General features: G+C 68.1%; 24 protein-coding genes. 14 read left to right on the top strand and 10 right to left on the bottom strand.

Annotation, left to right across the window (positions count from 1 at the left end):
* Position 1: 1 nt before the first annotated feature.
* Positions 2-625: a TetR/AcrR family transcriptional regulator gene (locus WKC72_RS32585; protein ID WP_174484741.1), complete on the bottom strand. Its 624-nt coding sequence runs from the start codon at positions 623-625 to the stop codon at positions 2-4.
* Between the two features lie 101 nt (positions 626-726).
* Between WKC72_RS32585 and WKC72_RS32590 the strand changes: the two genes are divergently transcribed.
* The 8 genes from WKC72_RS32590 to WKC72_RS32625 all read left to right on the top strand — a co-directional run bounded on the left by WKC72_RS32590 (position 727) and on the right by WKC72_RS32625 (position 12,905).
* On the top strand, positions 727-2,157 hold the full coding sequence (locus WKC72_RS32590; protein ID WP_370180835.1) for an APC family permease: 1,431 nt from the start codon (positions 727-729) through the stop codon (positions 2,155-2,157).
* Complete coding sequence (locus WKC72_RS32595; protein WP_037244214.1) at positions 2,157-3,830, top strand: amidohydrolase; 1,674 nt, start codon at positions 2,157-2,159, stop codon at positions 3,828-3,830. Before WKC72_RS32590 ends, WKC72_RS32595 begins: the two co-directional genes overlap by 1 nt.
* A gap of 201 nt (positions 3,831-4,031) precedes the next feature.
* A complete protein-coding gene (locus WKC72_RS32600; protein WP_037243711.1) occupies positions 4,032-5,462 on the top strand; it encodes a gamma-aminobutyraldehyde dehydrogenase in 1,431 nt (476 codons plus the stop codon).
* 51 nt (positions 5,463-5,513) lie between these two features.
* A complete protein-coding gene (gene gabT / locus WKC72_RS32605; protein WP_037243709.1) occupies positions 5,514-6,854 on the top strand; it encodes a 4-aminobutyrate--2-oxoglutarate transaminase in 1,341 nt (446 codons plus the stop codon).
* Positions 6,855-6,935: 81 nt separating this feature from the next.
* Positions 6,936-8,897, top strand: coding sequence for a primary-amine oxidase (locus WKC72_RS32610; protein WP_370180836.1), 1,962 nt, complete (start codon positions 6,936-6,938; stop codon positions 8,895-8,897).
* Entirely contained in the window at positions 8,890-10,344 is a 1,455-nt protein-coding gene (locus WKC72_RS32615; protein WP_037243705.1) for an NAD-dependent succinate-semialdehyde dehydrogenase, read from the top strand. The genes WKC72_RS32610 and WKC72_RS32615 overlap by 8 nt, the downstream gene beginning before the upstream one ends.
* A gap of 34 nt (positions 10,345-10,378) precedes the next feature.
* Positions 10,379-11,269 carry a universal stress protein gene (locus WKC72_RS32620; RefSeq protein WP_112300791.1) on the top strand — a complete coding sequence of 297 codons (891 nt, stop codon included), beginning with the start codon at positions 10,379-10,381 and terminating at the stop codon, positions 11,267-11,269.
* Between the two features lie 55 nt (positions 11,270-11,324).
* Positions 11,325-12,905 (top strand): APC family permease, encoded by a 1,581-nt coding sequence (locus WKC72_RS32625; protein WP_037243701.1) that lies wholly within the window; start codon positions 11,325-11,327, stop codon positions 12,903-12,905.
* Here WKC72_RS32625 and WKC72_RS32630 read toward each other — a convergent pair.
* The gene (locus WKC72_RS32630; protein WP_005238594.1) at positions 12,865-13,476 is read right to left on the bottom strand and encodes a TetR/AcrR family transcriptional regulator; all 612 of its coding nucleotides are present in this window, start codon (positions 13,474-13,476) and stop codon (positions 12,865-12,867) included. The two genes, WKC72_RS32625 and WKC72_RS32630, sit on opposite strands and share 41 nt — an antisense overlap.
* Positions 13,477-13,637: 161 nt before the next feature.
* On the opposite strand from WKC72_RS32630, the gene WKC72_RS32635 reads away from it, so the two are divergent.
* Together WKC72_RS32635 and WKC72_RS32640 are read left to right on the top strand one after the other, a co-directional pair.
* Positions 13,638-14,618, top strand: coding sequence for a nitrilase-related carbon-nitrogen hydrolase (locus WKC72_RS32635; protein ID WP_128639460.1), 981 nt, complete (start codon positions 13,638-13,640; stop codon positions 14,616-14,618).
* Positions 14,618-15,640: an agmatine/peptidylarginine deiminase gene (locus WKC72_RS32640; RefSeq protein WP_037243697.1), complete on the top strand. Its 1,023-nt coding sequence runs from the start codon at positions 14,618-14,620 to the stop codon at positions 15,638-15,640. Before WKC72_RS32635 ends, WKC72_RS32640 begins: the two co-directional genes overlap by 1 nt.
* Positions 15,641-15,690: 50 nt before the next feature.
* On the opposite strand, the gene WKC72_RS32645 is transcribed toward WKC72_RS32640, so the two are convergent.
* From WKC72_RS32645 to WKC72_RS32660, 4 genes are all read right to left on the bottom strand, one after another.
* Positions 15,691-17,664, bottom strand: a complete 1,974-nt coding sequence (locus tag WKC72_RS32645; RefSeq protein WP_037243695.1) for a VWA domain-containing protein — start codon at positions 17,662-17,664, stop codon at positions 15,691-15,693.
* Positions 17,664-19,049 (bottom strand): sigma 54-interacting transcriptional regulator, encoded by a 1,386-nt coding sequence (locus tag WKC72_RS32650; protein ID WP_005238585.1) that lies wholly within the window; start codon positions 19,047-19,049, stop codon positions 17,664-17,666. Before WKC72_RS32650 ends, WKC72_RS32645 begins: the two co-directional genes overlap by 1 nt.
* A gap of 63 nt (positions 19,050-19,112) precedes the next feature.
* The gene (locus WKC72_RS32655; RefSeq protein ID WP_037243693.1) at positions 19,113-19,529 is read right to left on the bottom strand and encodes a DoxX family protein; all 417 of its coding nucleotides are present in this window, start codon (positions 19,527-19,529) and stop codon (positions 19,113-19,115) included.
* Complete coding sequence (locus WKC72_RS32660; protein WP_370180837.1) at positions 19,526-19,939, bottom strand: VOC family protein; 414 nt, start codon at positions 19,937-19,939, stop codon at positions 19,526-19,528. Before WKC72_RS32660 ends, WKC72_RS32655 begins: the two co-directional genes overlap by 4 nt.
* A gap of 136 nt (positions 19,940-20,075) precedes the next feature.
* On the opposite strand from WKC72_RS32660, the gene WKC72_RS32665 reads away from it, so the two are divergent.
* Positions 20,076-20,720 carry a winged helix-turn-helix transcriptional regulator gene (locus WKC72_RS32665; protein WP_037243689.1) on the top strand — a complete coding sequence of 215 codons (645 nt, stop codon included), beginning with the start codon at positions 20,076-20,078 and terminating at the stop codon, positions 20,718-20,720.
* An 8-nt stretch (positions 20,721-20,728) separates the two neighbouring features.
* Here the strand turns inward: WKC72_RS32665 and WKC72_RS32670 are convergent, their stop codons facing one another.
* Positions 20,729-21,040: a hypothetical protein gene (locus tag WKC72_RS32670; protein ID WP_037243687.1), complete on the bottom strand. Its 312-nt coding sequence runs from the start codon at positions 21,038-21,040 to the stop codon at positions 20,729-20,731.
* 163 nt (positions 21,041-21,203) lie between these two features.
* Here WKC72_RS32670 and WKC72_RS32675 point away from each other — a divergent pair, with 163 nt between their 5' ends.
* Both WKC72_RS32675 and WKC72_RS32680 read left to right on the top strand, forming a co-directional pair.
* On the top strand, positions 21,204-21,776 hold the full coding sequence (locus WKC72_RS32675) for a DUF4126 domain-containing protein (protein ID WP_011597743.1): 573 nt from the start codon (positions 21,204-21,206) through the stop codon (positions 21,774-21,776).
* 17 nt (positions 21,777-21,793) lie between these two features.
* Positions 21,794-22,759, top strand: a complete 966-nt coding sequence (locus WKC72_RS32680) for an alpha/beta hydrolase (RefSeq protein WP_037243684.1) — start codon at positions 21,794-21,796, stop codon at positions 22,757-22,759.
* On the opposite strand, the gene WKC72_RS32685 is transcribed toward WKC72_RS32680, so the two are convergent.
* Positions 22,760-23,851 (bottom strand): N-acetylmuramoyl-L-alanine amidase, encoded by a 1,092-nt coding sequence (locus tag WKC72_RS32685; protein WP_037243682.1) that lies wholly within the window; start codon positions 23,849-23,851, stop codon positions 22,760-22,762.
* Positions 23,852-24,397: 546 nt separating this feature from the next.
* Here WKC72_RS32685 and WKC72_RS32690 point away from each other — a divergent pair.
* Positions 24,398-24,631: a hypothetical protein gene (locus WKC72_RS32690; protein WP_005238564.1), complete on the top strand. Its 234-nt coding sequence runs from the start codon at positions 24,398-24,400 to the stop codon at positions 24,629-24,631.
* 55 nt (positions 24,632-24,686) lie between these two features.
* On the opposite strand, the gene purH is transcribed toward WKC72_RS32690, so the two are convergent.
* Positions 24,687-26,243 carry a bifunctional phosphoribosylaminoimidazolecarboxamide formyltransferase/IMP cyclohydrolase gene (purH, locus tag WKC72_RS32695; protein ID WP_370180838.1) on the bottom strand — a complete coding sequence of 519 codons (1,557 nt, stop codon included), beginning with the start codon at positions 26,241-26,243 and terminating at the stop codon, positions 24,687-24,689.
* Positions 26,236-26,901, bottom strand: a complete 666-nt coding sequence (gene purN, locus WKC72_RS32700; RefSeq protein ID WP_037243678.1) for a phosphoribosylglycinamide formyltransferase — start codon at positions 26,899-26,901, stop codon at positions 26,236-26,238. The genes purH and purN overlap by 8 nt, the downstream gene beginning before the upstream one ends.
* Between the last annotated feature and the right edge of the window lie 52 nt (positions 26,902-26,953).

The raw sequence follows: 26,953 nt of genomic DNA on the forward strand, positions 1-26,953 counted from the left end.
GTCAGTCCCGTTCGGCTGCGGCGTCTTCCGTGACGCCGCAGCCGATCTGCTCGCAGAACCCCAGCATCGCCGTGCGCGCGGCATCGACGGTGATGAGACTGTTTCCGCCGACGATGTGCAGGCCGTACGCGTCTTCGAGGGCAACCAGATTCATTGCCGCCTGGTCGATGTCGCCGCGCACGGCGAACTCCCCCGAACTGTGTCCGTCACCGAGGATGGCGCGGTACGTCGCGAGCTGCCGCAGGTACATCTTCTGCACCAGTTCGTCGTGCAGCGCCGAAGTGCCTGTCATGAAGTCGAATTCGTAGAGCAATCGCATCAGGGTGTCGTCGGGACCGCTCGGCAGCCCGGCGTCGATGGCCGTCCGCAGCTTGGCGGCGTACGACGTCTGCGCGGCCACCGCCTCGTCGCGCAGGTCGCAGTAGCGCTCGGTGCCTGCCCGGTGCGCCTCGACGAGAAGCGAATCCAGATCGTCGAAGTAGTAGAGGAGCGCGCCGCGCGTCAGCCCCGCTCGCTTCGCGACATCGGTCAGGGACAGCGACCTGAGCCCGTGCGCGGATCCCGCCTGCAGCGTCGCCTCGATGAGCTCGGAACGCCGCTGCTTCTGAGTGTTCGGTCGTGCCATGCCGTTGACACTAGCCCACGTGATCTGTGACACTCGGCCCAGTTGTTTGACGGATCTGTCAAAAAACTCTTTCGCACCTCACCACCCCGAACGGACAGCTCATGGACCAGACCGCCCGGCCACCCACCGCCACTCCCCCCGCCGCACCCGGCACCTACGAGGCCTCGCTCTCCCGGAGCATCGGCGTCGGCGGAAACATCCTGATCACCCTGTCGTCGATCTCGCCGGCGTCGAGCGTCTTCATCCTCGGCGGCTCGGCGCTCGCCCTGTTCGGCACCGGTGTGTTCTGGGCCTTCCTCATCGCCGGCATCGTCAGCATTCTCATCGCCTTCTGCTACGCCGAACTCGCCTCCGCGTATCCCGTTGCCGGCGGTGACTACTCGCTCGTGTCGCGAGCACTCGGACCGGCCTTCGGCATCGCCACGTTCTTCATCAGCCTCATCTCCCTGCCGCTGATCATCGCGGTCTTCGCCCTCGGGGTCGCCGACTACCTGGGCGTCGCGATCCACGGCCTGTCCCCGCAGCAGACCGCACTCGCCGTGGTCGTGATCACCACCGTGACCGCATGTTTCGACATCCGCACGAACGCATGGCTCACCGGGGTCTTCCTGGGCGTGGAAATGGCGGCGCTGGCTCTGCTCACCGTCCTCGGGTTCGTCCACATGGAACGTCCGCTGACCAGCCTCCTCAGCGCGGAGGTTCTCGATCCCGGCACCGGCAACCTCGCACCGCTGGCAATCTCGGGACTGATGCTGGCCGTCACCCAGGGAATCTTCGCGTACAACGGGTACGGCGGCGCCGTCTACTTCGCCGAGGAGACCAAGAACGCCGCCCGCTCGATCGCGAAGGCCGTGATCTGGAGCGCCGCCATCACCGTCGCCACCGAACTCGTCCCGCTGATCGCGATCCTGGTGGGCGCACGCTCGCAAACCGAACTCTTCGGTTCCAGCCTTCCCGTCGAGGCGTTCCTCACCGAACGCGCCGGTCACGCCGTCGCCATGGTGGTCCTGCTCTCGATCGCCCTCGCCGTGATCAACGCGATCATCGCGATCACCCTGCAGGCAGGCCGGCTTCTCTACGCCGCCGCCCGCGATCGCGCCCTCCCCGGGACCGTCGCCGCGCCGCTGCAGACCGTCAGCACCAAGGGCCGCGTCCCCGTCCTCGCCACCGTCGTGATGGGCGCCATCGCGTTCGCCGCGTGCTTCGTCCCGCTGGACGTCCTGCTCACCGCCACCGGGTCGACCCTGACGTTCACGTACCTGTTCATCGCGCTGGCCGCGATCAACCACCGCCGCGGCGGAGCAACCCGAACCGGCTACCGCATGCCGTTGTGGCCGCTGGCCCCGGGAGTCTGCATTGCCGCACTCGGCCTCGTCTTCGTCGTCACGCTGCTCGACCCGGACCAGTGGCTCAGCCTCGGCATCTCCCTCGGACTCGTCGCCGCCGGGTTCGTCTACTACGCCCTGTACCTGCGACCGCGCAAGAACACCCACCTGCTGTTGCTGAACGCCGCCCCCGAGGAGAACTGCTGATGCTCGACCTGCTTCTGACCAACGGCGTCGTGCGCACGTTCGACCCCACCTGCCGGGCCGAGGCCGTCGGCATCGAGGACGGCCTGATCCGGTACGTCGGGGCCGCCGCGGACGCCCCCGTCGCCCTGCGCACCATCGACCTGCGGGGCCGACTGGTCACCCCCGGCATCATCGACAGCCACAACCATCTGCTCCTCGGATTCGATCCCGACGCCGTGAGCCTCGAAGGCGCACAGGACCTCACCGAGGTTCGGCGACGGATCGGCGCGCACGCGGCCACCCGCCCCGACCTCGACTGGATCTGCGCCGAGAACGCCGTCTACTCCGTGGTGACCGGGCGCCGCCCGAACGCCGCCGACCTCCGCGGCCTCACGGACCGCCCGGTCTTCATCACGACCTACGATCAGCACTCGGTGTGGCTGAACGACGCCGCGCTGCGGGTGCTCGGAATCGACCGCGGCACCCAGATCCCCTGGGGACGACCGGAATTCGACGACGGCGGCCTGCCCACCGGCTGGGTGACGGACTTCTACACCAGCGCGATGACGCGGGCCGGTCTGGCCGGTCTGCAGCGCGACATCCCGATGTACTCCCCCGACCGCCGCTATCGGCGCATCACGTCCAGTCTGGAGATGGCGACCGCGAGCGGCATCACCACCGTCGTCGAACCGCAGGTCCCGCTGGCCGAACTCGATCTGATGTACCGGGCCCGCGCCGAGGGACGGATGAACTCGCGGGTGATCACCGCCCTGTTCCACCCCGTCGGCGCAGACGCCGAGTTCCGCCGGGACCTGCGGGAGGCTGTCGACAGCGCACCCGTCGACGACATGCTGCGGCTCGGACCGGTGAAGCTGTACGCCGACGACGTGATCGAGCCGCACACCGCCGCCATGCTCTCCGACTACGCGAACCGGCCGGGGCACCGCGGCGCGCCCAGCCTGCCGCCGCACGAGTTCACCGCGATGCTCACCGAACTCGACCGCCTCGGCTTCCAGACGCACACCCACGCGACCGGCGACTGGGGTATCCGGCTGGCGCTCGACTCGATCGAGCACGCCGGCCGCGTGAACGGCACGGCCGACCGACGGCACGGCATCGTCCACGTCGAATGCCTCCATCCCGAGGACCTTCCCCGGTTCCGGGAACTCGGCGTGGTCGCGGCGATGCAGCCGCGGCACTGCTCGCCCGACCTCGTCGCGGGAACGTGGATGGAGAACGTCGGCGAGGACCGGTGGGACCGGGCGTGGCGTTTCCGTTCGCTCGCCGAGTCGGGGGCGGCGCTGGCGTTCTCGAGCGACTGGCAGGTCGGGGAGATGGATCCGCTCGTCGGCCTGTACTCAGCCCTCACCCGCTCCGGTCTGGACGGCCGGACCGATTGGACGCCGTTCGAGCGGATGGACCTGGATTCGGCGTTGCGGGCGTACACCCGCGGCGGCGCGTGGGCGTGGCACGCCGAGGACGAGCTCGGAGTGATCCGTCCGGGTGCCCGCGCCGACCTCGTCGTCTGGTCGGCGGACCTCTACAGGCTCGAGCCCGGGCAACTGCTGGACCAGCGGGCCGATCTCACCCTCGTCGGCGGCGCTGTCGTGCACGACGCCGACTCCGTGAGCGCCGGCGCGGACGTGCCGTTCGCCGGCTCCGGCGCCGCCGGGCACACCTGCTCGCACGGGTGACCTCCGGAGTGGACAACTCGGCGCGGCGGGGGGCGCGTCTTTCACCATTTTGTCAGCTGCCCTCGGCTTGTGAGGCAGCGCACACTTGTTTTCAGATGTTCTGCAACTGCGGGACACGGCCGGACCGTTCGACCGACGGTCCGTTCCGGCCCACGAGTTTCGACCCCACGAGTTTCGACCCCACGAGAGGAACCGGTACGAATGTCGATCGACGTACTCGAGAACTACATCAACGGTGAGTTCGTCGCCTCATCCGCGACGGAGACGCTGGACTTGATCAGCCCCGTGGACGAGAGCGTCGTCGGGCGTGCGCCCGTCTCCACCAAGGCCGACGTGGATGCCGCCGTCGAGGCTGCCGAGCGGGCCTTCGTCTCGTGGGGCAAGACCACTCCGAGCGTGCGGCAGACCGCGTTGCTGAAGCTCGCCGACGCGATCGAGGCGCACAGCGACGAACTCGTCGAGGCCGAATGCCGCAACACCGGGCAGCCCAAGCAGGTCATCGCCGACGAAGAGATCAAGGTGGGCGCCGACCAGCTCCGCTTCTTCGCGGGCGCGGCCCGCATGCTCGAAGGCAAGGCCGCCGGCGAGTACATGGACGGCTTCACGTCGTACGTGCGCCGCGAACCGATCGGCGTCGTCGGTCAGGTCACCCCGTGGAACTACCCGTTCATGATGGCGCTGTGGAAGATCGGCCCCGCGCTCGCGGCAGGCAACACGATCGTGCTCAAGCCCAGCGACACCACCCCGAACAGCACGCTCGTCCTGGCTCGGCTGACCAAGGGGATCCTGCCGGACGGCGTCTTCAACGTCGTCCTCGGCAACGGTGAGACCGGCGCCACCCTCGTGGAGAATCCGGCCCTCGGACTGGTGTCGATCACCGGATCCGTTCGGGCGGGCATCGCTGTCGCCGTCTCGGCCGCACGCCAGCTCAAGCGCGCCCACCTCGAGCTGGGCGGCAAGGCCCCTGCGATCGTCTTCGGTGACGTCGACATCGAGAAGACCGCCAGTGGCATCGCCGAGGCCGCCTTCTTCAACGGCGGCCAGGACTGCACCGCCGCCACCCGCGTCCTCGTCCACGAGTCCATCCACGACCAGCTCGTCGACGCGCTCGTCCGCAAGGCCGAGACGCTCAAGCCCGGCCTCCCGGACGACCCGGACACGTTCTACGGCCCGCTCAACAACGTCAACCACTTCAACGCGGTCACTTCCAAGATCGCCGCGCTCCCCACCTCGGCCAAGATCGTCACCGGCGGAAAGCGTTCGGGAGAGCAGGGATTCTTCTTCGAACCCACCGTGATCACCGGCGTCGACCAGCGCGACGACATCGTGCAGGAGGAGACGTTCGGTCCCATCCTCACCGTGCAGAGCTTCTCCGACGAGAAGGAGGCCGTCACCCTCGCCAACGACGTCCGGTACGGTCTGGCGTCGAGTGTGTGGACGAACGATCACGGCGTCACGCAACGGCTCTCGGCCGCACTCGATTTCGGTGCCGTGTGGATCAACTGCCACATCCCGCTCGTCGCCGAGATGCCGCACGGCGGATTCAAGTACTCCGGCTACGGCAAGGACCTCTCCGGCTACGGCGTCGAGGACTACACCCGCATCAAGCACGTCATGAGCTCCAACGACTGACGTCGCCCACCCCCTACCCATCCACGTCACGACCCTGAGGACTGCACCATCATGAACGACATCCAGTACCGGCTGCCGCAGAAGCGCGCCCTGGTCACCGAGCTCCCCGGCCCGAAGTCGGCGGCCCTCACCGCACGTCGCCGCGCCACCGTGGCCGCGGGCGTCGGCTCCAGCGTCCCCGTGTACGCGGCGGATGCCGACGGTGGTGTGGTCGTCGACGTCGACGGCAACTCCCTGATCGACCTCGGCTCGGGCATCGCGGTCACCAGCGTGGGCGCGTCCGATCCGGCCGTCGCCGAGGCGGTCCGGGAGCAGGTCGGGCACTTCACCCACACCTGTTTCATGGTCACCCCGTACGAGGGCTACGTCCGCGTGGCGGAGGAACTCGCCGCCCTCACCCCCGGCGACCACGAGAAGCGCACCGTCCTGTTCAACTCGGGCGCCGAGGCGGTGGAGAACGCGATCAAGGTTGCTCGCCTCGCCACCGGCCGCGACGCCGTCGTCGCGTTCGACCACGCCTACCACGGTCGTACGAACCTGACGATGGCCCTCACCGCCAAGTCGATGCCCTACAAGGCCCACTTCGGTCCGTTCGCTCCCGAGGTGTACCGGCTCCCCATGTCCTACCCCTACCGGGACCAGGACGGACTGACCGGCGAGCAGGCCGCCCAGCGCGCCATCAGCCAGATGGAGAAGCAGATCGGCGCCGATTCACTCGCGGCGATCATCATCGAGCCGATCCAGGGCGAGGGCGGATTCATCGTTCCCGCCGAGGGATTCCTCCCCACCCTGGTGAACTGGGCCCGCGCCAACGGCGTCGTGTTCATCGCCGACGAGGTGCAGACCGGGTTCTCCCGCACCGGCGCCTGGTTCGCGTGCGAGCACGAGGAGATCGTCCCGGACATCATCACGATGGCCAAGGGCATGGCGGGCGGCATGCCGCTGTCCGCGATCACGGGCCGCGCCGACCTCCTCGACAAGGTGCACCCCGGCGGTCTGGGTGGCACGTACGGCGGCAACCCCGTCGCGTGTGCCGCTGCGCTCGCCGCGATCGACAGCATGCGGAAGTTCGACCTGCCCGCTCGCGCACAGCACATCGGCGACCTGGCCCTGCCGCGGCTGAAGGCCCTGGCCGCCGACGTCGGCGTCATCGGTGACGTGCGCGGACGCGGCGCGATGCTCGCGATGGAGTTCGTCAAGCCCGGCACCGACGAGCCGGACGCCGAACTGACGAAGGCGATTGCCGCACATGCGCTCGAACAAGGTGTCATTCTGCTGACGTGCGGTACCTACGGAAACGTCATCCGACTGCTTCCGCCGCTGGTGATCAGCGACGACCTGCTCGACGACGCCCTCACCGTCATCGAGCAGATCGTGCGCTCGCTCGTCTGACCCGTGCGCCTTTTCGGTAGTCATTGCGACCGAAAAGGCGCACGAGCACGAAGTGCCCACCCCACGACCAGAGGAGACACCATGACCCGGACGACCACCGGCACGTTCCATCCTCTGGACCCGTTGGGGGCGGACGAATTCGCGCAGGCCGCGGCCGTCCTCGCCCGGGAACACGGGGTCGGGGACGGCTGGCGGTTCGCGTCGATCGAACTGGCCGAACCGGCCAAGGCCGAGGTGTCGGCGTTCGATACGTCCGGCACCGTCCCGGACCGCCGGGCCGTCGTCGTGTGCTTCGACCGCGGCAGCGGAGACACCTACAAGGCGCTCGTCTCGCTCACGGGAGACAACGTGGTCTCCTGGGAACACATCCCGGACGTCCAGGCGAATTTCACGGTGGACGAATGGGAAGAGTCGGACGCCTTCCTCCGCGGGCACCCGGACGTGATCGCGGCGCTCGCGAAGCGCGGGATCACGGACATGAGCCTGGTGTTCATGGACGTCTGGACGTACGGCGACGCGGTGACCCCGGAGAGGTACAAGGGGCGCCGGCTCGGCTGGTCGGACACCTGGGTCCGGGCGGCCGAGGGCGCCAACCCGTATGCGGGCCCGGTCAACGGTTTCCACTGCGTGATCGACGTCAACAAGATGGAACTGCTCGAGATCGAGGACACGTTCAGCGTCGAACGTCCCGAGGTCATGGGCGAGTACGTGCCCCGGCACATCCCGGAACGGATCCGCGCCGCGAGCACCCGGCCGCCGTTGAAGCCGTTGGACATCGTCCAGCCGGAGGCACCGTCGTTCACGCTCGAGGGCAACAAGCTCGAGTGGCAGAACTGGTCGCTGCGGGTGGGATTCAACTACCGCGAGGGCATGACCCTCCACGCGGTGACCTACAACGACAACGGCCGGGTGCGCTCGATCGCGAACCGGATGTCGTTCGCGGAGATGGCGGTGCCGTACCGCGACACCAGCACCGATCACTACCGCCGCACCGCCTTCGACATCGGCGAGTGGGGCATCGGGTTCATGACCACCTCGCTCACCCTGGGCTGCGACTGCCTCGGCGAGATCCGGTATCTCGACGCAGTACTCCACGACAGCCACGGTGTGCCGTTCACGATCGAGAACGCGATCTGTATCCACGAGGAGGACAACGCCGTCCTCTGGAAGCACGTCGACCACGATGCGGGCGCCGAGGTGCGCCGCATGCGGCGGCTGACGGTGTCGACACACGTGACGGTCGCGAACTACGAATATCTCGTCTACTGGCGGTTCTACCAGGACGGCAACATCGAGTGCGAGGTCCGGGCCACCGGGATCATGGTGGTCAGCCACTTCCCCGAAGGCGGGGAGCACCCCAGTGGGACGCTCGTCGACAACCGCACGTACGCGCCGTTCCACCAGCACTTCCTGGTCGCCCGCCTCGATCTCGACGTGGACGGCACCGAGAACACGGTGTACGCGACCGAGACCGAGGTGGTGCCGATGGGCCCGGACAACCCCCTGGGTCTCGCGCTGCGGCAGAAGAACACCCCGCTGCGCACCGAACTCGAAGGCCGGCAGGACTTCGACTGGCAGAGCCAGCGGGCGTGGAAGGTGGTCAACGACAACACGACCACCGGGCTCGGCACCGCCCCCGCCTACAAGCTCGTTCCCGGCGGCGCGATCCCGTCGATGTTCGACCCGGCGTCGCCGATCTTCCAGCGCACCGGCGCGATCGGCCACACCGTCTGGGTGACACCCAATTCACCCGACGAGCGCTGGCCCGCCGGGGAATTCGTGAACCAGAGCAAGGTCGATCACGGGCTTCCCGCCTGGACCGAGGCGAACCGGCCGATCGAGAACACCGACGTGGTGCTCTGGTACACGTTCGGCATCCACCACATTCCCCGGCCGGAGGACTGGCCGATCATGCCTGCGGACACCGTGTCCTTCTGGCTGAAGCCGGTCGGATTCTTCGACCGCAACCCCGCCCTCGACGTCGCCCCCACCCCGGAGGCGTGCGATCACCACAATTCCCACCACGAGGACTCCGATGACTGATTTCGAACGGCTCCGCGCCACCCTGCCCACCGGTCTGTGGATCGACGGCGCCCAGACCGACCCGATCGACGGCGGCACGTTCCCGGTCTACGACCCGGCCACGGGAACCCTCATCGCCGACGTCGCGGACGCGGGCGGCAAGGACGCGATGCGCGCACTGGACTCCGCGGCGGCGGTCCAGGAGGACTGGGCGGCGACCGCGCCGCGGCAGCGGTCGATCATCCTGCGCTCGGCGTGGGAGAAGGTCATCGAGCGCACCGACGACCTCGCGTTGCTGATGACGATGGAGATGGGCAAGGCCCTGCCGGAGAGCCGCGGCGAGGTGAACTACGGCGCCGAGTTCCTGCGCTGGTTCAGCGAGGAAGCCGTCCGCATCCAGGGCCGCTACACCACCTCACCGTCGGGCAGTGGACGGATCATGGTCACCAAGGTTCCGGTCGGACCCACCCTGGCCGTCACGCCGTGGAACTTCCCGCTCGCGATGGGCACCCGCAAGATCGGCCCCGCGCTCGCCGCCGGCTGCACGATCATCGTCAAGCCCGCCGAGGACACCCCACTCACCATGCTGCTGCTCGCCGAGATCTTCGCCGAGGCAGGCCTGCCCGCCGGTGTGCTGTCGGTGCTGCCCGCATCGAACGCCGCCGCCGTCACCGAACCGCTGCTCGCGGATCCGCGGCTGCGGAAGGTGACGTTCACCGGATCCACCCGGGTCGGCAAGATCCTCATCGAGCAGTCCGCCCAGCAGGTTCTGCGCACGTCGATGGAACTCGGCGGCAACGCCCCGTTCGTGGTGTTCGACGACGCCGACATCGACGCCGCCGTCGAGGGCGCGATGGCCGCGAAGATGCGCAACGGCGGCGAGGCCTGCACCGCCGCCAACCGCCTGATCGTGGCCAACTCGGTGCGCGAGGAATTCACCACCAAGCTCACCGACCGGATCGCCGCGCTCACCGTCGGACCGGGCAGCGAAGACGGCACCAACGTCGGTCCCCTCGTCAACGAGAAGCAGCGCCGCAACGTGGCGTCCCTCGTCGACGACGCCGTCGCCGCGGGCGCCCGGGTCCGCACCGGCGGCAAGTCCGTCGACGGTCCCGGGTACTTCTTCCAGCCCACCGTCCTCGACGAGGTGCCCGCGAACGCGCGCATCGTCCGCGAGGAGATCTTCGGACCCGTCGCCGCGATCACCGGTTTCGACACCGAGGCCGAGGGCGTCGCCGCCGCGAACGACACCGAATACGGTCTCGCCGCGTACATCTACACGCAGAACGTCGACCGTGCGTTCCGCGTCGCCGACAAGCTCGAGAGCGGCATGGTCGGCGTCAACCGCGGAGTGATCTCCGACGTCGCCGCGCCGTTCGGTGGAGTCAAGCAGTCCGGACTCGGCAGCGAAGGCGGCACCGAAGGCATCGAGGAGTACCTCGAGACCAAGTACGTCGGCTTCGCGTAAACCACCCGCCCCGAGACAGATCGGAACCGTCACCATGCGTTTGGTCGTTGGATATCTCGCCACCCCCAGCGGGGAGGACGGTCTGGCCCTCGGGGCGCAGCTCGCCCGCAGTCTCGGCGCACAGCTCGACATCTGCATGGTGCTCCCGCCGGACCGGACGGTCCCGGCGAGAGTTCCGGCAGAAACCGGCTACGACGACATCCTCGCCTCCCGCGCCCAGCGCTGGCTGGACGAGGCGAAGTCGTCGGTGCCGAGCGACATCGACGTGGACGTCCACCTGAGCTTCCACGAATCGTTCGCGCAGGGTCTCATCGACGAGGTGTCCCGGCTGGGGGCGCAGGCGATCGTCGTCGGCGCCGCCGGGGACGGCCTGCTGGGGCGGCACTCCGTCGGCTCCGTCTCGACGGAACTGCTGCACTCGGCGCACGTTCCGCTGGCCCTCGCACCTCGCGGGGCGCGGCACTCCTCCGCGAAGAAGATCCGCGAGGTCACCTGCGCGCTCGGGACCCGGACCGGGGCCGACGTGTTGCTGCGGACGGCGGTGCGGACGTGCGAGCGGATGAAGACCCCGCTCCGCCTCGTCTCGCTCGTCGCACTCGACCCGCAGAACGACCTCCGCGATCACCGGGACACCCCCGACGACATCCGCGACCGGGCCGTCGCCCACGCCCAGAGCACCCTCGAAGTGGCGAAATCCGCTCTTCCCGAAGACTTTCCCGTGTCCGTCACGATCGCCGACGGATCCTCCGTGGAATCGGCGGTCCGCAAACTCGACTGGCAGGACGGCGACCTCGTGATGGTCGGCTCCAGCCGGCTCGCCCAACCTCATCGACTGTTCCTGGGATCCACCGCGGCCAAGATGCTCCGCGTCCTGCCGGTGCCCATGGTGGTCGTCCCCAAGCAGGAGTTCCAAAACAGTGAGTAAACCGTCCGCGACACCCGCCCCGGATCCACGCTCGTTCCCGACCGGAGGTTCAGACATGACGAACAGCGAAGGCGCACCGGCGTCGGCCGACGGCGCCGTGAGCGCCAAGGGGCTGGCCACCGGCGCAGTCGGGACCTTCTCCGGGGCGATCCTCGGGATCTCCTCCGTGGCACCGGGTTACACGCTGACGGCCAGCATCGGACTGATCGTCGCGGCGGTCGGGTTGAAGATGCCCGCCATCTTCATCGCCGGCTTCATCCCCATGTTCCTCACGGCCTACGCCTACCGTGAGCTCAACTCCGAATCACCCGACTGCGGCGCGTCGTTCACGTGGTCGACCAAGGCGTTCGGTCCGTACGTCGGCTGGATGTGCGGCTGGGGCATGGTGATCGCCACGATCATCGTGCTCTCGAACCTCGCGGCGATCGCGGTCCAGTTCTTCTATCTGTTCATCGCGAAACTGTTCGACGCCCCGAGCATCGCCGATCTCCCCGGCAACAAATTCGTGAACGTCGGGACGACGCTCGTGTTCATCGCGCTGGCCACCTGGATCGCCAGCCGCGGCATCACCACCAGCGAGCGCCTGCAGGTCGCGCTCGTCGGCTTCCAGATGGTGCTGCTCATCGCCTTCGCGGTGGTGGCGCTGGTTCACGTCGGCAACGGGGACGCCCCCGCCGGGCTCTCGTTCGACCTGAGCTGGTTCAACCCGTTCACGGGACTGGCGCTCGGCGCGTTCGTGATCGGCCTGACGGGTTCGATCTTCGCGTTCTGGGGCTGGGACACCTGCCTGACCCTCGGCGAGGAATCGAAGAACCCGAAGAAGACCCCCGGTCGCGCCGGACTGCTGTGCGTCGCGACGATTCTGCTGACGTACCTGCTCGTGTCGGTCGCGGCGATGATGTACGCCGGCGTCGGCGAGGACGGTCTCGGCCTCGGCAACCCGGACAACTCCGAGAACGTCTTCGGTGCCCTCGCCGATCCGGTTCTCGGCAACTGGGGCGGCATGCTGCTGTTCCTCGCCGTGTTCGTCTCCTCGGTCGCGAGCCTGCAGACCACGTTCCTGCCCGCGGCGCGCACGATGCTGGCCATGGGCGCCTACGGCGCGTTCCCGAAGAAACTTGCCGAGGTGTCGCCGCGATTCCTGGTGCCCTCCTACGCGACCGTCGTCGCCGGCGTGGTGACCGCGGTCTTCTATACCGTCGTCACGTTCCTGTCCGAGCGCACGCTGCTCGACACGATCGCCGCGCTGGGCATCATGATCTGCTGGTACTACGGCATCACTGCGTTCGCCTGCGTCTGGTACTTCCGGGACAGGTTGTTCACGAGCGTGCGCAACGCCGTCTTCCGGTTCGCGTTCCCGCTGCTCGGAGGGCTGATGCTGCTGGCCGTGTTCGTCATCTCGATCGACGAGAGCATGGACCCGGAGAACGCGAGCGGTGCGTCCATCGGCGGCATCGGGCTCGTCTTCTACCTCGGCTTCGGCATCCTTCTGCTCGGCGCAGTGCTGATGATGGTCATGCGCTTCCGCAGTCCCGCCTTCTTCCGGGGTGAGACCCTCAACCGCGACACGTCCGCGTTGCGGGACGAGGGCGATCTCACGGCTCGATCGGAGCCTGCGCCACCAAGCCCGCGATAAGCGTCCGCAGCCCGAACTCGAATGCTGCATCCGCCCGTCCGGGGTTCGGCCCGGACGTGGCGAGGGCGGCCAGCATGGCCTCGTTCGCCTCCGGCGCGGTCGCCCAGACCACTTCGGGGGCGGCGAGGTCCAGCGCCGACCCCAGCACGAAGCTGTCCACCGTCGTGATGGCGTGCAGGATCTCCTCGGGTGTGAAGCCACCGTCCGAGAATGCCTGCGCCAGCGCGTTGTACAGCCCGAACGCCACACCGGATTGCACTGTGTGCGCGGTGAACAGAGGAATCAGCCGAGGATGCTCGGCGTAGTTGCGCCGATACTCGCGCGCCAGGCCGGCCACCGTCTCGCTCCACTTGCCGTCGGGGTCCGCCACCACGATGCCCGCCATCATGCGGGCACGCATCAGTTCGATGATCTCCGCCCTCCCGGACACGTGGTTGTACAGCGAGGAGGGCCGTACCTTCAGCCGTTCGGCGAGACCCGGCATCGTGAAATCACCGGTGAGGTCCACCATGCGCATGGCAGCTTCGGTGATGATCTCCGGCGACAGCAGTCGCTGTGATGGCCGTGGCATGGGTGCCCTCCTGGTCGGTGTGCGTCACGGCGACCAGGGTCGATACCGAAGGAATCGAAATCGTCACGTCCCACCCCTTGATCGCCGAGCATTCACCCACCATACTTAACGAATCCAATTCGTTTTAGGCGCTCGCCGAACCGAACATCCGAGGAAACACAATGTTGACGATTACCGCCCTCACCCCTCCCGAGTCCCTGTCGAGGACGCGCGAGACCGGACGCACCCCGCTCCGCGTCGGCCTCGTCCAGCACCGCTGGCACGAGAACGATCAGGATCTGCGGGCCGAACTCGACGAGGGCATTGCCGAGGCAGCGAAACTCGGGGCGCGCGTGGTGTTCCTCCCCGAACTCACGCTGAGCCGCTACCCGGCGTCGACTCCCGGTGGCGACAACCCGGGACGTACCGCCGAGGACCTCCTCACCGGCCCCACGTTCACGTTCGCCGCCAAGGCCGCCGCGGAACACGGCATCCTCGTCCACGCGTCGATGTACGAGCGGAACGACACCGAGGACGGTGTGCAGTACGAGGACGGGCTCGGTTTCAACACGGCCATCCTCGTCGCCCCCTCCGGTGAACTGCTCGCCCGCACCCGCAAGCTGCACATCCCCGTGACCGCCGGCTACTACGAGGACACCTACTTCCGCGGCGGTCCCGCAACCGATCCGTACCCCGTCCACACTGCCGAGGCACTCGGCGGCGCGAAGCTCGGACTGCCGACGTGCTGGGACGAGTGGTTCCCCGAGGTCGCCCGTGCCTACTCCCTCGGCGGCGCCGAGATCCTGGTGTACCCCACCGCGATCGGCTCGGAGCCCGACCACCCGCAGTTCGACACCCAGCCGCTGTGGCAGCAGGTGATCGTCGGCAACGGCATCGCGAACGGCACGTTCATGGTGGTCCCCAACCGCCACGGCAGCGAAGGCCTCATCACGTTCTACGGCTCGTCGTTCATCTCCGATCCCTACGGCCGGATCCTCGCGCAGGCCCCACGCGACGAATCCGCGGTACTGGTCGCCGACCTCGACCTCCAGCAGCGCGAGGACTGGCTGGCCCTGTTCCCGTTCCTGGCGACCCGGCGCCCCGACACGTACGGCGTCCTCACCGAGCCGGTCGATCACGCCTCCCCGTTCGGGAGGGCCTGATGACCTGGCGCATGCCCGCGGAAGGCGAACTGCACGAACGCACCTGGATGGCCTACCCCAGTGAGGGCTACTCCCTGGGCGACACCCCCGAGGAGCACCACGAGGCCCGCACCACGTGGGCCGAGGTGGCACACGCCGTGGCCCGGTTCGAGCCCGTCACCGTCGTCGTCGATCCCGGTCAGGTGTCGGCGGCCGAGGAGTACCTCTCCGCCGACATCGACATCGTCGAGGCGCCGCTGAACGACGCCTGGATGCGCGACATCGGACCCACCTTCGTGCTGTCCGAGGACGGACGCCTCGGCGGCGTCGACTGGATCTTCAACGGCTGGGGCGGCCAGGACTGGGCTCAGTGGGACAAGGACTCGAAGATCGGCGCACTGGTGGTCGAGCGGTCGGGGGCCGAACTCGTCGACTCGCCGATCGTCAACGAGGGCGGCGGCATCCAGGTCGACGGCCTCGGCACCGTGCTGGTGACCGAGACCGTGCAACTCGACCCCGGCCGCAACCCGGAACTGTCGAAAGCCGACATCGAGGCCGAGCTCGCCCGGACGATCGGTGCCACCAAGGTGATCTGGCTGCCACGCGGACTGACGCGGGACCAGGACACGTACGGCACGCGCGGGCACGTCGACATCGTCGCCGCCATCCCGTCACCCGGCGTCGTCCTGGTGCACGACCAGCGCAACCCCGAACACCCCGACTTCGAGGTCAGCAAGGCCGTCATCGACGTGCTGAAGCAGACCACGGACGCCCGCGGTGAGTCGTGGGAGATCATCACCGTCCCCGCGCCGACGGTCCTGCGCGACGACGAGGGCTTCGTCGACTACAGCTACATCAACCATTTCGTCGTCAACGGCGGCGTCATCGCATGCAGCTTCGACGATCCCGCGGACGAGGAAGCGGTCGCGATCCTGTCGGCCGCCTACCCCGGACGCACGGTCGTGTCGGTCGACGCCCGCCCACTGTTCGCGCGCGGCGGCGGAATCCACTGCATCACCCAGCACCAGCCTGCCGTGCGCTGACGCACCCGTGAGTACTTGTCAACCGCGGGCGGTTGACAAGTACTCACGGGCTAGCGCCTGCGACGCATGTAGTCGCTGACGACGGCGGCGCCGAGACCGTCCAGCCCGGGCGCCACGACGCGTCCGCCGACCCGCTCGGCCATCCGGTCCACCACCCGCGCGAGCCCGGGATCCTCACCGAGCCGGAAGAACGTGACGTGAGCGCCGAGCCGGGCGAGGGTGTCGAGTTCCCGGACCGTCAGACCGAGGGTCCGGGCGCTCGGCGGGTAGTCGAAGTACGCGAAGCCGTCCGGCTCCAGGTGGGCCGTCGGCTCACCGTCGGTGACGATCAGGACCACCGGCTGGGCGTTGGGATGCCTGCGCAGATGCCGGGCCGCCAGCAGCAACGCGTGGTGCAGATTGGTGCCCTGGTCCCATGCGCCGTCCAGGCCGGCCAGCTCCGACGGTGTCAGCACCTGCGCGTGCCTGCCGAACGAGATGAGCTGCAGTTCGTCGCTGCGGAACCGGGTGCTCACCAAATGGTTCAGGGCGAGGGCGGTGCGTTTCATCGGCACCCACCTGCCCTCCATCACCATCGAGAACGACGTGTCGACCAGCAACGCGACCGCCGCCTGCGACCGTTGCTCGGTCTCCATCACCTCCACGTCCGACACGGACAACCGGACCGGGACGCGACCGCGCTCGACCGGATCGGATGCCGCCCGCAGCACGGCATTGGTGATCGTGCGCGTGACGTCCCACGGCTCGGTGTCGCCGAACGCCCACTCGCGGGACGCACCCGTCGGCTCCCCCATCGCCCCGGCGCGGCGCGTCTCCCGTTGCCCGCCACGCGAAGACAGCTGCTGCGCCACGTCCCGCAGAGCCGTCTGACCGAGTTGGCGCATCGCCTTGGGCGACAGGCGCCACTGGCCGTCCGCCCCGCGGTCGAAGAAGCCCTGATCGCGCAGGGCCTTCTCGAGTTCGGCGAGGGTCTGCGCATCGGCTGCCGCCTCGTCGCCCAGTTGCCGGGCCAGAGTGTCCGCGTCGATGTCGTCGAGTTGTGCGCCCGCGTACTGCTGCGACAGTTGCTCGGCGAGCGACTCGAGTTCCGCGATGTCCTGCAACGCCCCGGTACCCTCGCCCAGGCCCATGCCGTCGTCGCCGCGGAACCGCTGCGCGCCCTGCCAGTCCTCACCCGGCCGCGCCGCCTGCAGATGCTGGTCCAGACGGTCCAGCTGTCCGATCAGCGACGGATCGCCGAACGCCTGCTGCGCCAGCGCATCCAGTTCGTCGCGCTGCTCCTGCGACAGCGAGTTCCGCAGGCGCTGCGCCGCCGCCGCCCGCTGCGCCAGCGAATCGAGCAGTTCCTCGACGTTCTGCGGGTTCTCGGGGAAGTACTCTCCGTGCTTGTCCATGAACTCGTCGAACTGTTCCTGCGTGTCCTCGCCGCGCGAATGCTTGTCGAGCAGGTCGTTGAGGTCGGCGAGCATCTCCCGGATGCGTTCGCGGTCTTCTTCCGTGGCGCCCTCGAGGGCCTGTTTCATGCCGGCGAACCGCTGGTCCAGCATTTCGCGGCCCAGGAGGTCCCGGATCTTCTCGTAGTCCTCGCGGGCTTCCGAACTGCGCCAGTCGTAGTCGGCGAGTTCCTGCACGGCCTGCGCGGTGGACGGCGGCAGTTCCTCGAGGCGCATCTCCGAGAAGCGGGCGTCGTCGTCGAGCGCGCGGGCCAGCGTCTTGCGTTCCTCGAGCACCGCGCGGTCGAGGAGTTCCCGGACCTCTTCGAGTGTGCCGTTCAGGTTGTTCCGCTTCAGCAGTTCACGGCGACGCCGATTCGCCTCGGCCGCAAGCTCGTCCAGGCCGCGCATGTCCCGGTTGCCGCGCCGGAGCATCTCGCGCAGCGCCTGCCGCGGGGACGTTCCCGCGAACACGTCGTCACCGATCGCGGCCAGGGCCTCACGCAGGTCCACCGGCGGTGCCAGCGGATCACCGCCCTCGTACGGCCCGTACCGCGCGTTGTGCGGTCCGCGCTCCGCCTTGCGGGACATTACGAATACACCGTCTGTCCGTTGATGTCGGGGTTCTTCGAGATCCGCCGCGCCAGGTACAGCCCTTCGAGGGCGAACTCGGCGGCCGCGGCCCGCTCGCCGTCGGACTCCGCGCCCAGACGCTCGGCCAGCTCGTCGAGGACCTCGAGTTCGGGCAGCTCGTTCAGCAGGGCCTTCGCCGTGATCCGCTCGCCGGTCACCACCGGGTCGCCCTGTTCGACCGCGTCCACGAGTTCCGCCAGGTCGATGCCACCGAGCCGGGTGCGGACCGTGTCAGCCGTCGCTCGCCGGAGCAGGTGCTCCAGGACCTCGATTTCGCGCCCTTCCTCACCGGATTCGAATTCCACCTTGCCTCGCAGGACGTCGACGACGGTCTCGAGGTCGACCGGCCGCGCGACCGGGTCGGCCTCACCGAGCACGGCGCCGCGATGCACCGCAGCGGCACTGACGGTTTCGGCGCCTGCCACCGCGAAGCGGGCGGACACACCCGACCGCTGATCGACCGACGTCGACTCGCGGAGCAGACGGGTGAACCGGGCCAGGATCTCGAGGAGGTACTCGGGCACCTCCGCGGTGAGATGCGCTTCCTGCAGGATGACCGCGACTTCGTCGTCGAGCCGGGTCGGGTAGTGCGTCCGGATCTCGGCGCCGAACCGGTCCTTCAGCGGGGTGATGATGCGACCGCGGTTCGTGTAGTCCTCCGGGTTCGCGCTGGCCACCATCAGGACGTCCAGCGGGAGCCGGAGGGTGTACCCGCGAACCTGGATGTCGCGTTCCTCCATGACGTTGAGCAGCGACACCTGGATGCGTTCGGCGAGGTCGGGGAGTTCGTTGATGGCGACGATGCCCCGGTGCGCGCGGGGAACGAGCCCGAAGTGAATGGTTTCCGGGTCGCCGAGACTCCGGCCTTCCGCGACCTTGACCGGATCCACGTCGCCGACGAGGTCCGCCACCGACGTGTCGGGGGTCGCGAGTTTCTCCGAATACCGCTCGCTGCGGTGCCGCCACGCGACGGGGAGGCTGTCGCCCAGTTCCTGCGCCCGGCGAATCGACGCCGGGGTGATGGGCTCATAGGGATGCTCCCCGAGTTCGGAACCGGCGATCACCGGGGTCCATTCGTCGAGGAGCAGGTTGAGGGTGCGGAGGAGGCGGGTCTTGCCCTGACCACGTTCGCCGAGCAACACCACGTCGTGACCCGCGATGAGAGCCCGTTCGAGCTGTGGTTCCACCGTCTCCTCGAAACCGACGATGCCGGGCCACGGATCACGACCGTCGCGTAGGGCCGCGAGCAGATTCTCGCGGATCTCTTCCTTGACGGTGCGTTGAATGTGGCCCGACTCGCGGAGCTCGCCGACGGTGGAAGGTCTGTGTTCCGATGACGTCACCACTCCACGCTACGAGGGTTCGAGCGAATCGGCACGCGGTTAATGCGTGCCGACCCGCCCGGGTCAGCCCTCGCGGCGCAGCGGGAGCAGTTCGCGGACCTTGCGGTCGCGCAGGTACAGACCCGCCCAGACCGCGATTCCGACGTACACCGCGAACAGCACCGTGCTGAACAACGGCTTCTCGACGCGCCAGTTGGTGAGTACCGCCCCACCGAGGTAGCCGGTCAGCAGCACCGCACCGAGCGGGGCCGTTCGCGGCACCAGGTAGAGCACCGTGCAGAGGAGCAGCACCACGCCGATCGGCACGATGATGTGCACCGGCAGTCCCAGTTCGGCGGCCGAGTCCTCGACCGGTCCGATCTTCAGGAGCTTGCCGACCGCGTCGAAGAGGAGGAAGGCGCCGACGAGGCCGCTGAGGACCCAGCCCACCCTGCGCGCGGTTCCCGACTCCGCCGTCACGGAAGTGGTCGCGGTGCTCACGACTCCTGCCCCTGCGCCGCATCGACATCCATCCACATGATCTCCCAGAGGTGACCGTCCGGGTCCTGGAAGCTGCGGCCGTACATGTATCCCTCGTCCATCGGATCGTTGGAGGAGGATCCGCCCGACGCGAGCGCCGTGTCGGCCAGCGCGTCGACGGCCTCACGGCTGTCGGCGGAGATGCAGATGATGGATTCGGTGGTCGTGGTGGCGTCCGCGACGGCCTTCTTGGTGAAGGTGGAGAAGAACTTCTCGGTCAGCAGCATGACGTGGATCTGCTCGCTGATCACGATCGACGACGCGTTCTCGTCGGAGAATTGCGGGTTCCGCTGGTAGCCGAGCGCCTCGTAGAAGGCCGTCGACGTGCCGAGGTCCTTCACGGGGAGGTTCACGAAGATCATGGTCGACATCGAATTCTCTTTCCTTCGGTGGAGCCGAGTGTTTTCGGGTGACGAGCCGTGCGACCTTGTGGAGCAGATCACGTACCAATGTTGCAAAAAGAAACCTATTGATATCAATAGGCAACTTCGGTCTATAGTTGAAACCATGGCACGACAGGCATACGGGCAGTACTGCGGACTCGCGCATGCCCTGGACATCGTGGGACAACGCTGGGCACTGCTCATCGTCCGAGATCTGCTCGTCGGACCGCGGCGCTATACCGACCTCAAGCACGGCTTGCCGGGCATCCCGTCCAATATCCTGTCGGCCCGCCTGAAGGAACTCGAGGACGCCGACGTGATCGCGCGCCGCGCGCTGCCCCGTCCGTCGAACGCCGTGGTCTACGAACTCACCGATTACGGCAACGCACTGGAGGACGCCGTGAAGTCGCTGGGCCGGTGGGGCGCCCGCACTCTCGGCGAAGCCGACCCGGACGACGCGGTAACCGTCGACTCGATGGTGATGGCCCTGCGGTCGACGTTCCACCCCGACGTCGCGCGGGACGTCACCGTCACCTACGAACTGCGGCTCGGGCCGATCGTGCTGTCCGCCCGCATCGACCGCGGAGAACTCGAGGTCGTCGAGGGCGCGGCCGACCGGCCCGATCTCGTGATCGAGACCGGGCCGGCGGTGAAGGCGCTGATGGCACGCGAGATCACCCCGGAGGACGCCATCGCCCTCGGCAGCGTGTCCGTCACCGGCGATCCGGCGCTGCTCGCCACGTTCGCCGAGGTCTTCAGCATCCCCTGAGGGTCTGCCTACGCGGCGGCACCGTACGCGGTCGCGGCGTCCAACTCGTACCAGGCGGAACGGTAGCGCTCGAACGTCACCGGATCAGCCTCCGCCAGAAGGGAATCGAGCAGGACTCGCGGATCGTCGCGCCATGCCCGGACGACGTCCGTGACCGCGCGGTTCGAGAACAGACCCGACCCGGTGAGCGCAGACACCCACTCGTCGATCGCTCCCCGGTGAATCCGCTCGACGGCCTCCCGGCGGAATCCGCCGTCGACGAAGTCGAGGGAGAACATGGCGGCGACGAAATCACCGGTGGTCAGCTGGACGACGTTCATGATGCGGCACCTTCCTGGAGTCGGGGTTCGTCTCGGACGTAATCCGTTGGAACAACTGGTGATGCAGACGCTAATCGTCGATTGTGTGAGTTCTGTGATGCTTCTCTGAGATCTCGGCCGCGATGCCCGCCTGCCGTGATCGCCGAGCTTCTACACTCCGTGCATGGAGACCTGGGTTCTGCCCGGACTGCTCGGCCTCGGCCTCGCCGCCGCTTCGGGACTGCGCACGTTCCTGCCGTTGCTGATGCTCAGCGCCGCGGTGCACTTCGAGGTGCTCGGGGTGACCCTGAACGAGTCGATGCGGTGGCTCGGTTCGACCGGGGCGCTGGTGGCGCTGTCGATCGCGACAGTGGTGGAGCTGACCGCCGATCTCATCCCGTTCGTCGACAACGTGCTGTCCGTGATCGGCAACGTCACCGGCCCCGTGGCGGGCGTCATCGCGACCTGGGCGGCCTTCGCGGACGTGGACCCGTCGACTGCCGCGATCGCCGGAATCGTCATCGGCGCGCCCACGGCTCTGGCGTTCAGCACGGCGCAGACCGGCACCCGTGCGGTGAGCACGGCCTCCACCGGCGGACTGGCCAATCCCGTGGTGTCGGTGATCGAGGACGTCGTCTCGTTCGTCACCTCCCTGATCGCCCTGCTGCTTCCGCTGCTCGTCATTCCGCTGCTCGCGTTCCTGCTGTGGTTCGCGTGGCGCGGGGTGCAACGGGTGCGGCGACTGCGCGCGACGTGAACTGGTAGACAGTCCCCATGCCTGACACCGAGATCACGTTCGACAGCGGTGCCGTCACGTACTACGGCAGCCTGCGCACCCCCGACCACGCGAACGGGTCGGCGCCCGCCGCGCTGCTGCTCGCCGGCAGTGGTCCCACCGATCGCAACGGCGACAGCGCCCTCCTCCCCGGTGACATCGGAACGCTCCGCCACCTCGCCGACGTGCTCGAACAGCACGGCATCTCGAGCCTGCGCTACGACAAGATCGGCAGCGGCGAGACCGCCCTCGGCCCGTACGAGGTGGAAGAGGTCGGCGGTCTCGGCTTCACCACGTTCGTCGACGCCGCCTCCGCGGGGCTCGACTTCCTGGCCGCCCAACCCGGGGTCGACCCGGCGAAGCTGATCGTCATCGGTCACAGCGACGGCGGACTCGTCGCCCTCGCGCTCGCCACCGCGGAAGACGAGTCGCGTGTGCGCGCGGTCGGACTGCTCGAACCGCTGAGTGTCCGGCTCCTCGATCTGCTCACGACGCAGATCCACGGTCAGCTCGACGCCGTCGTCGGCACCGGCCAGCTGCCGGTGGAACTGGCCGACGAACTCCGGCTCGCACTCGCGGACACCGTCGAATCACTCCGCACGTCGGGCACGATCCCCGACGACCTTCCGGAACCCCTGCAGAACGCCGGGCTGGTCCATGCCAACGCGAAGGCCCTCGCGGAGGAGGACGCTCTCGACCCGCGCGCGCTGGCCGCCCGGTTGCCTGCCGGCTTCCCCGTCCTCACCAGCTGCTCCGCCAAGGACATTCAGGTACAGCTCGCGGACGTCGACGGCCTGAACGACGCCCTCGCGCACACCGCACTGACGCCGGTGCGGATGGCGAACGCCAATCACGTCCTCAAGGACGTCGGCGACCGCCCCTCCACCGGACCGGATTACGTGGAACCGCTCCCCTACTCGGCGGAGTTCACCGAACCGTTCGGCAGGTGGATCGCCGCACTGTGATCAGTTCCCGCCCGCCCCGGTGATCACGGACATCAGCGTGCTCGCCAGATCGGACACGAGGCCCAGATTCTTGTCGTTGACGAGATCCTGCAGCCCGTCGAGTCCCTCGACCTCGAGCAGCGGCGCGAGCATCTCCATCAACTCGGAGAACTGCGCCGAATCGGGTGCCGTCGACTTCGGGGTCGCCTTCGGAGTGGTCGCCTTCGGGGTCGTGGTGGTGGTCGACGACGCGCTGTCCTCGCTCGCCTCGGGTTCGGTGGTGGCCGCCGGCGCTGCCGCCAGTTCCTCGGCCGGCGCCGACTCCGACCCCGTCAGCAGGTAGGTGACGATGCCCGTCGTGATGGTGATCGCGTGCTTCAACTGGCCGTCGGTACTCTCCAGCTGGGCGGAGTCCTCCTTGTTGGACCCGTTGCCCATCTCGACGAACACCAGCGGCACCTGAGTCAGCGCGGGCCCGGCCACGTCGGCGCGGGTCTGGAGGCCGTCGTTCACGCCGGCGTAGTTGGCGGGAACGAAGCCGTCGGATTTGTAGGCGTCGCGCATCATCTTCGACGCCTCGAGCCCGCCGCCCGACTGCGCCGCGTCGGCTTTCTCGTCGGGGATGGGCAGCGACGGGATGATCATGTGGAACCCGTGCTTGCTCGCGTCCTCGCCCTGCGCCGTCGAGTCCGCGTGAATGCTCACCGCCACGTCGGCGTTCGATTCGCTTGCCGCACGCGCTCTTTCGTCGACGCATCCGCCCCAGCCGGTGTCGTCCTGACGGCTCAGGACGACCTTCGCGCCGAGACTCTCGAGGCTGCTCTTCACCAACTGGGACACATTCCAGTTGATGGTGTGCTCGGGCACCCCACCCAGCGACGTCATGCCGCTCGTCTGGCAGTCCTTGGTGTTGCCCCGGCCGTCGTTCACCTGCTGCGCGAGGTCGTGGCCCTCGCTGGAACCCTGATGTCCGGGGTCGAGGAACACCGTCATGCCGGACAGTTCGGTGCCGGTCGCCGTCGCCGCGGGTTCCGCCGACACCTGAGCAGGGATGAGCACGGACGCACCCAGGACGCAGGCGCCGAGGCCGGCCTTGATCGCAAATCGGTTCATAACGGGAATGGGCGCACCGTCGCAGTCCGGGCGCCACTCTCCTTCCACAGGTGCCACTCGAGTCACATCAGCCCCGAGTGAATCAGCTGCACCGCAGGTGCGTGCGGCTCGAGGCCGGATCGAAAGCAACCTGTGACCAAAGTGTGGGATTCGACAGACGCGCACCGATTGGCGAAACTCCGATGCACTTGCCCGCGCATCTGACGAATCCCTACGCGGATGTGAACGGGGCGGCAACTCTGAGCCAAGAGTCGCTGCTCAACCCCGCATTCCTGCGCGGTGGCCGGATAATGGAAGTGCAAACCCTCAACCGGTGCTGTACGGTCATCTACCAACCAGCAACCACACGCAGAAAGGTACGGCCATGATGCAGCTTCACGCGCTCTTCGCGTCCGTACCCGCATGGCGTCGCTGCTCCGCCGACAAGCACATCACCAAGTTCGGCGCACCCCGAGAATGTTGAGACTCACACCAAGTCATTCTCGGGCACCCAGGGCAAACCCCTCGGGTGCCTTTTCTTTTACCTTTCACTTTCAGGAGCACCACATGAAACTTCGCATCAACCAACTGTCCACCTCTCCCCCGTATCTCGATCTGCCGGACGACCTCACCGGTTACGCGGTCACCCTCGACCTGTCGCACTGCGACGCCGCCCACGAGGCAGGCCTGGGTGAGCTGATCAGCGAGGTCCGCAGCCGCGGCGCCGCCCGCGTTGTCATCACCGGTTCGCCTCGCGAACTCCAGGGCACGGGCCGAGCACACGGGGCCGCAGCCGCCTGACGACGCAGAACGGGCCCCGGCATGATGCCGAGACCCGTTCGAGAGTTGCCGAACGCTAGTGCGCGAAGTGCCGCGCACCCGTCAGGTACATGGTGATGCCGGCTTCCTTGGCCGCATCGATCACCTCGTTGTCGCGGACGGAACCACCCGGCTGCACGACTGCCTTGACGCCGGCGTTCGCGAGCACCTGCAGTCCGTCGGGGAACGGGAAGAACGCGTCCGACGCGCCCACCGACCCGGCCACCCGGTCACCGGCCCGCTGCACCGCGAGGTGCGCGGAGTCGACACGGTTGACCTGGCCCATGCCGACGCCGACCGACGCACCGTCGGAGGCGAGCAGGATCGCGTTGGATTTCACCGAACGGCACGCCCGCCACGCGAACTCGAGATCCTTCAGGGTCTGCTCGTCGGCGGCGTCGCCGACGGCCAGAGTCCAGTTGGCCGGGTCGTCGCCCTCGGCGTCGAGCACGTCGCGCTCCTGGAGGAGCGCTCCACCGGACACGGGACGCAGTTCGATTCCCGTGGCAGTGGGCGCCTCGGCGAGGAGGACGCGGATGTTCTTCTTGCGCTGCAGCACTCCGAGCGCACCGTCCGCGTAGGACGGGGCGATGATCACCTCGGTGAAGATCTCGGCGACCTGCTCGGCCATCTCGACGGTGATCTCGCGGTTCGCGGCGATGACTCCGCCGTACGCGCTGACCGGGTCGCAGGCGTGCGCCTTGCGGTGCGCCTCGGCGATGTCGGCTCCGACCGCGATGCCACACGGGTTCGCGTGCTTGATGATCGCGACAGCCGGCTCGCTGAAGTCGAACGCCGCACGCCAGGCTGCGTCGCCGTCGGTGTAGTTGTTGTACGACATTTCCTTGCCGTGCAACTGCTCCGCCTGGGCCAGACCGGCCGGGGCCGCGGGGTTCACGTAGAGGGCTGCGGCCTGGTGCGGGTTCTCGCCGTACCGCAGGACTGCCGAGCGGTCCCAGGTGGCGCCTGCCCACTCGGGGAACTGCGAATCACCGGGTTCGAGCAGCGTGGACGTCATCCAGCTGGCGACCGCGACGTCGTACGACGCGGTGTGCTGGAACGCCTGCGCGGCGAGGGCGGTGCGCTCGGGCAGCGTGAAACCGCCGTCGGCGACGGCGGTGAGCACGTCGTCGTAGCGGGCGGGATCCACTACGACCGCGACCGACGGGTGATTCTTCGCGGCGGCGCGCACCATGGACGGCCCGCCGATGTCGATCTGCTCGACGCACTCGTCGGGAGTCGCACCCGACGCGACGGTCTGCGTGAACGGGTACAGGTTCACGACCACCAGCTGGAACGCCTCGATGCCGAGTTCCTCGAGCTGCGCGAGGTGCTCCGGCTTCCGGGTGTCGGCGAGGACGCCGGCGTGCACCCGCGGATGCAGGGTCTTGACCCGGCCCTCGAGGCATTCGGGGAAGCCCGTCAGCGCCTCGACGGGGGTGACCGGGATGCCGGCGTCGGCGATCTTCGCTGCAGTCGACCCTGTCGACACCAGCTCGACGCCTGCCTTGTGCAGGCCCGTAGCCAGTTCGACCAGACCGGTCTTGTCGTAGACGCTGACGAGCGCGCGGCGTACTGCCTTGCGTTCACTCACTGGGGATCACGGCCTTTCGTCCATCGGAAACAACTCCACGGGTGGCGACAGCGGCGATGACGTCCGCCAACAACCGTCGCTCCACAGTCTTGATGCGCTCGTGCAGGGTCGACTCGTCGTCGCCGTCGAGCACCGGCACGGGTTCCTGCGCCAGGATCGGGCCGGTGTCGACACCCGCGTCCACGAGGTGGACGGTCGATCCCGACACCTTCACGCCGTAGGCCAGGGCATCCGGGACCGCGTGTGCGCCGGGGAATGCGGGCAGCAACGCGGGATGCGTGTTGATGATGCGACCGCCGAAACGGTCCAGGAAGGCGGGACCGAGGATCTTCATGAAACCCGCCGAGACGACGAGTGACGGCTGGTGGGACGCGACGGCCTCGGTCAGCGCGACGTCCCAGGCGGCACGGTCGGCGTGGTCGCGCAGGCTCACCCGGAAGTGGGGAATGCCCGCCGCCTTCGCGTGGGTGGTCGCGTCACAGTCGCGGTCGACGCCGACGGCGACGATCTCGGCGGGATACCCGTCCGTGTGTGTTGCGTCGATCAGCGACCTCAGGAGGGTTCCCGCACCGGAGGCGAGTACGACGATCCGCGCCGGCGAACCGGTCGTGGGCCTCAGGTGGTCACGCGAGGAAGTCAGCGCTCTACTCCTGAACAATCGAAAGGCCGGGTGAATCGAAAGACGGGCGAATATGGGGGCGGTCGCATCG

It is taken from the genome of Rhodococcus wratislaviensis (assembly GCF_041228765.1).
Classification (GTDB): domain Bacteria; phylum Actinomycetota; class Actinomycetes; order Mycobacteriales; family Mycobacteriaceae; genus Rhodococcus_F; species Rhodococcus_F wratislaviensis.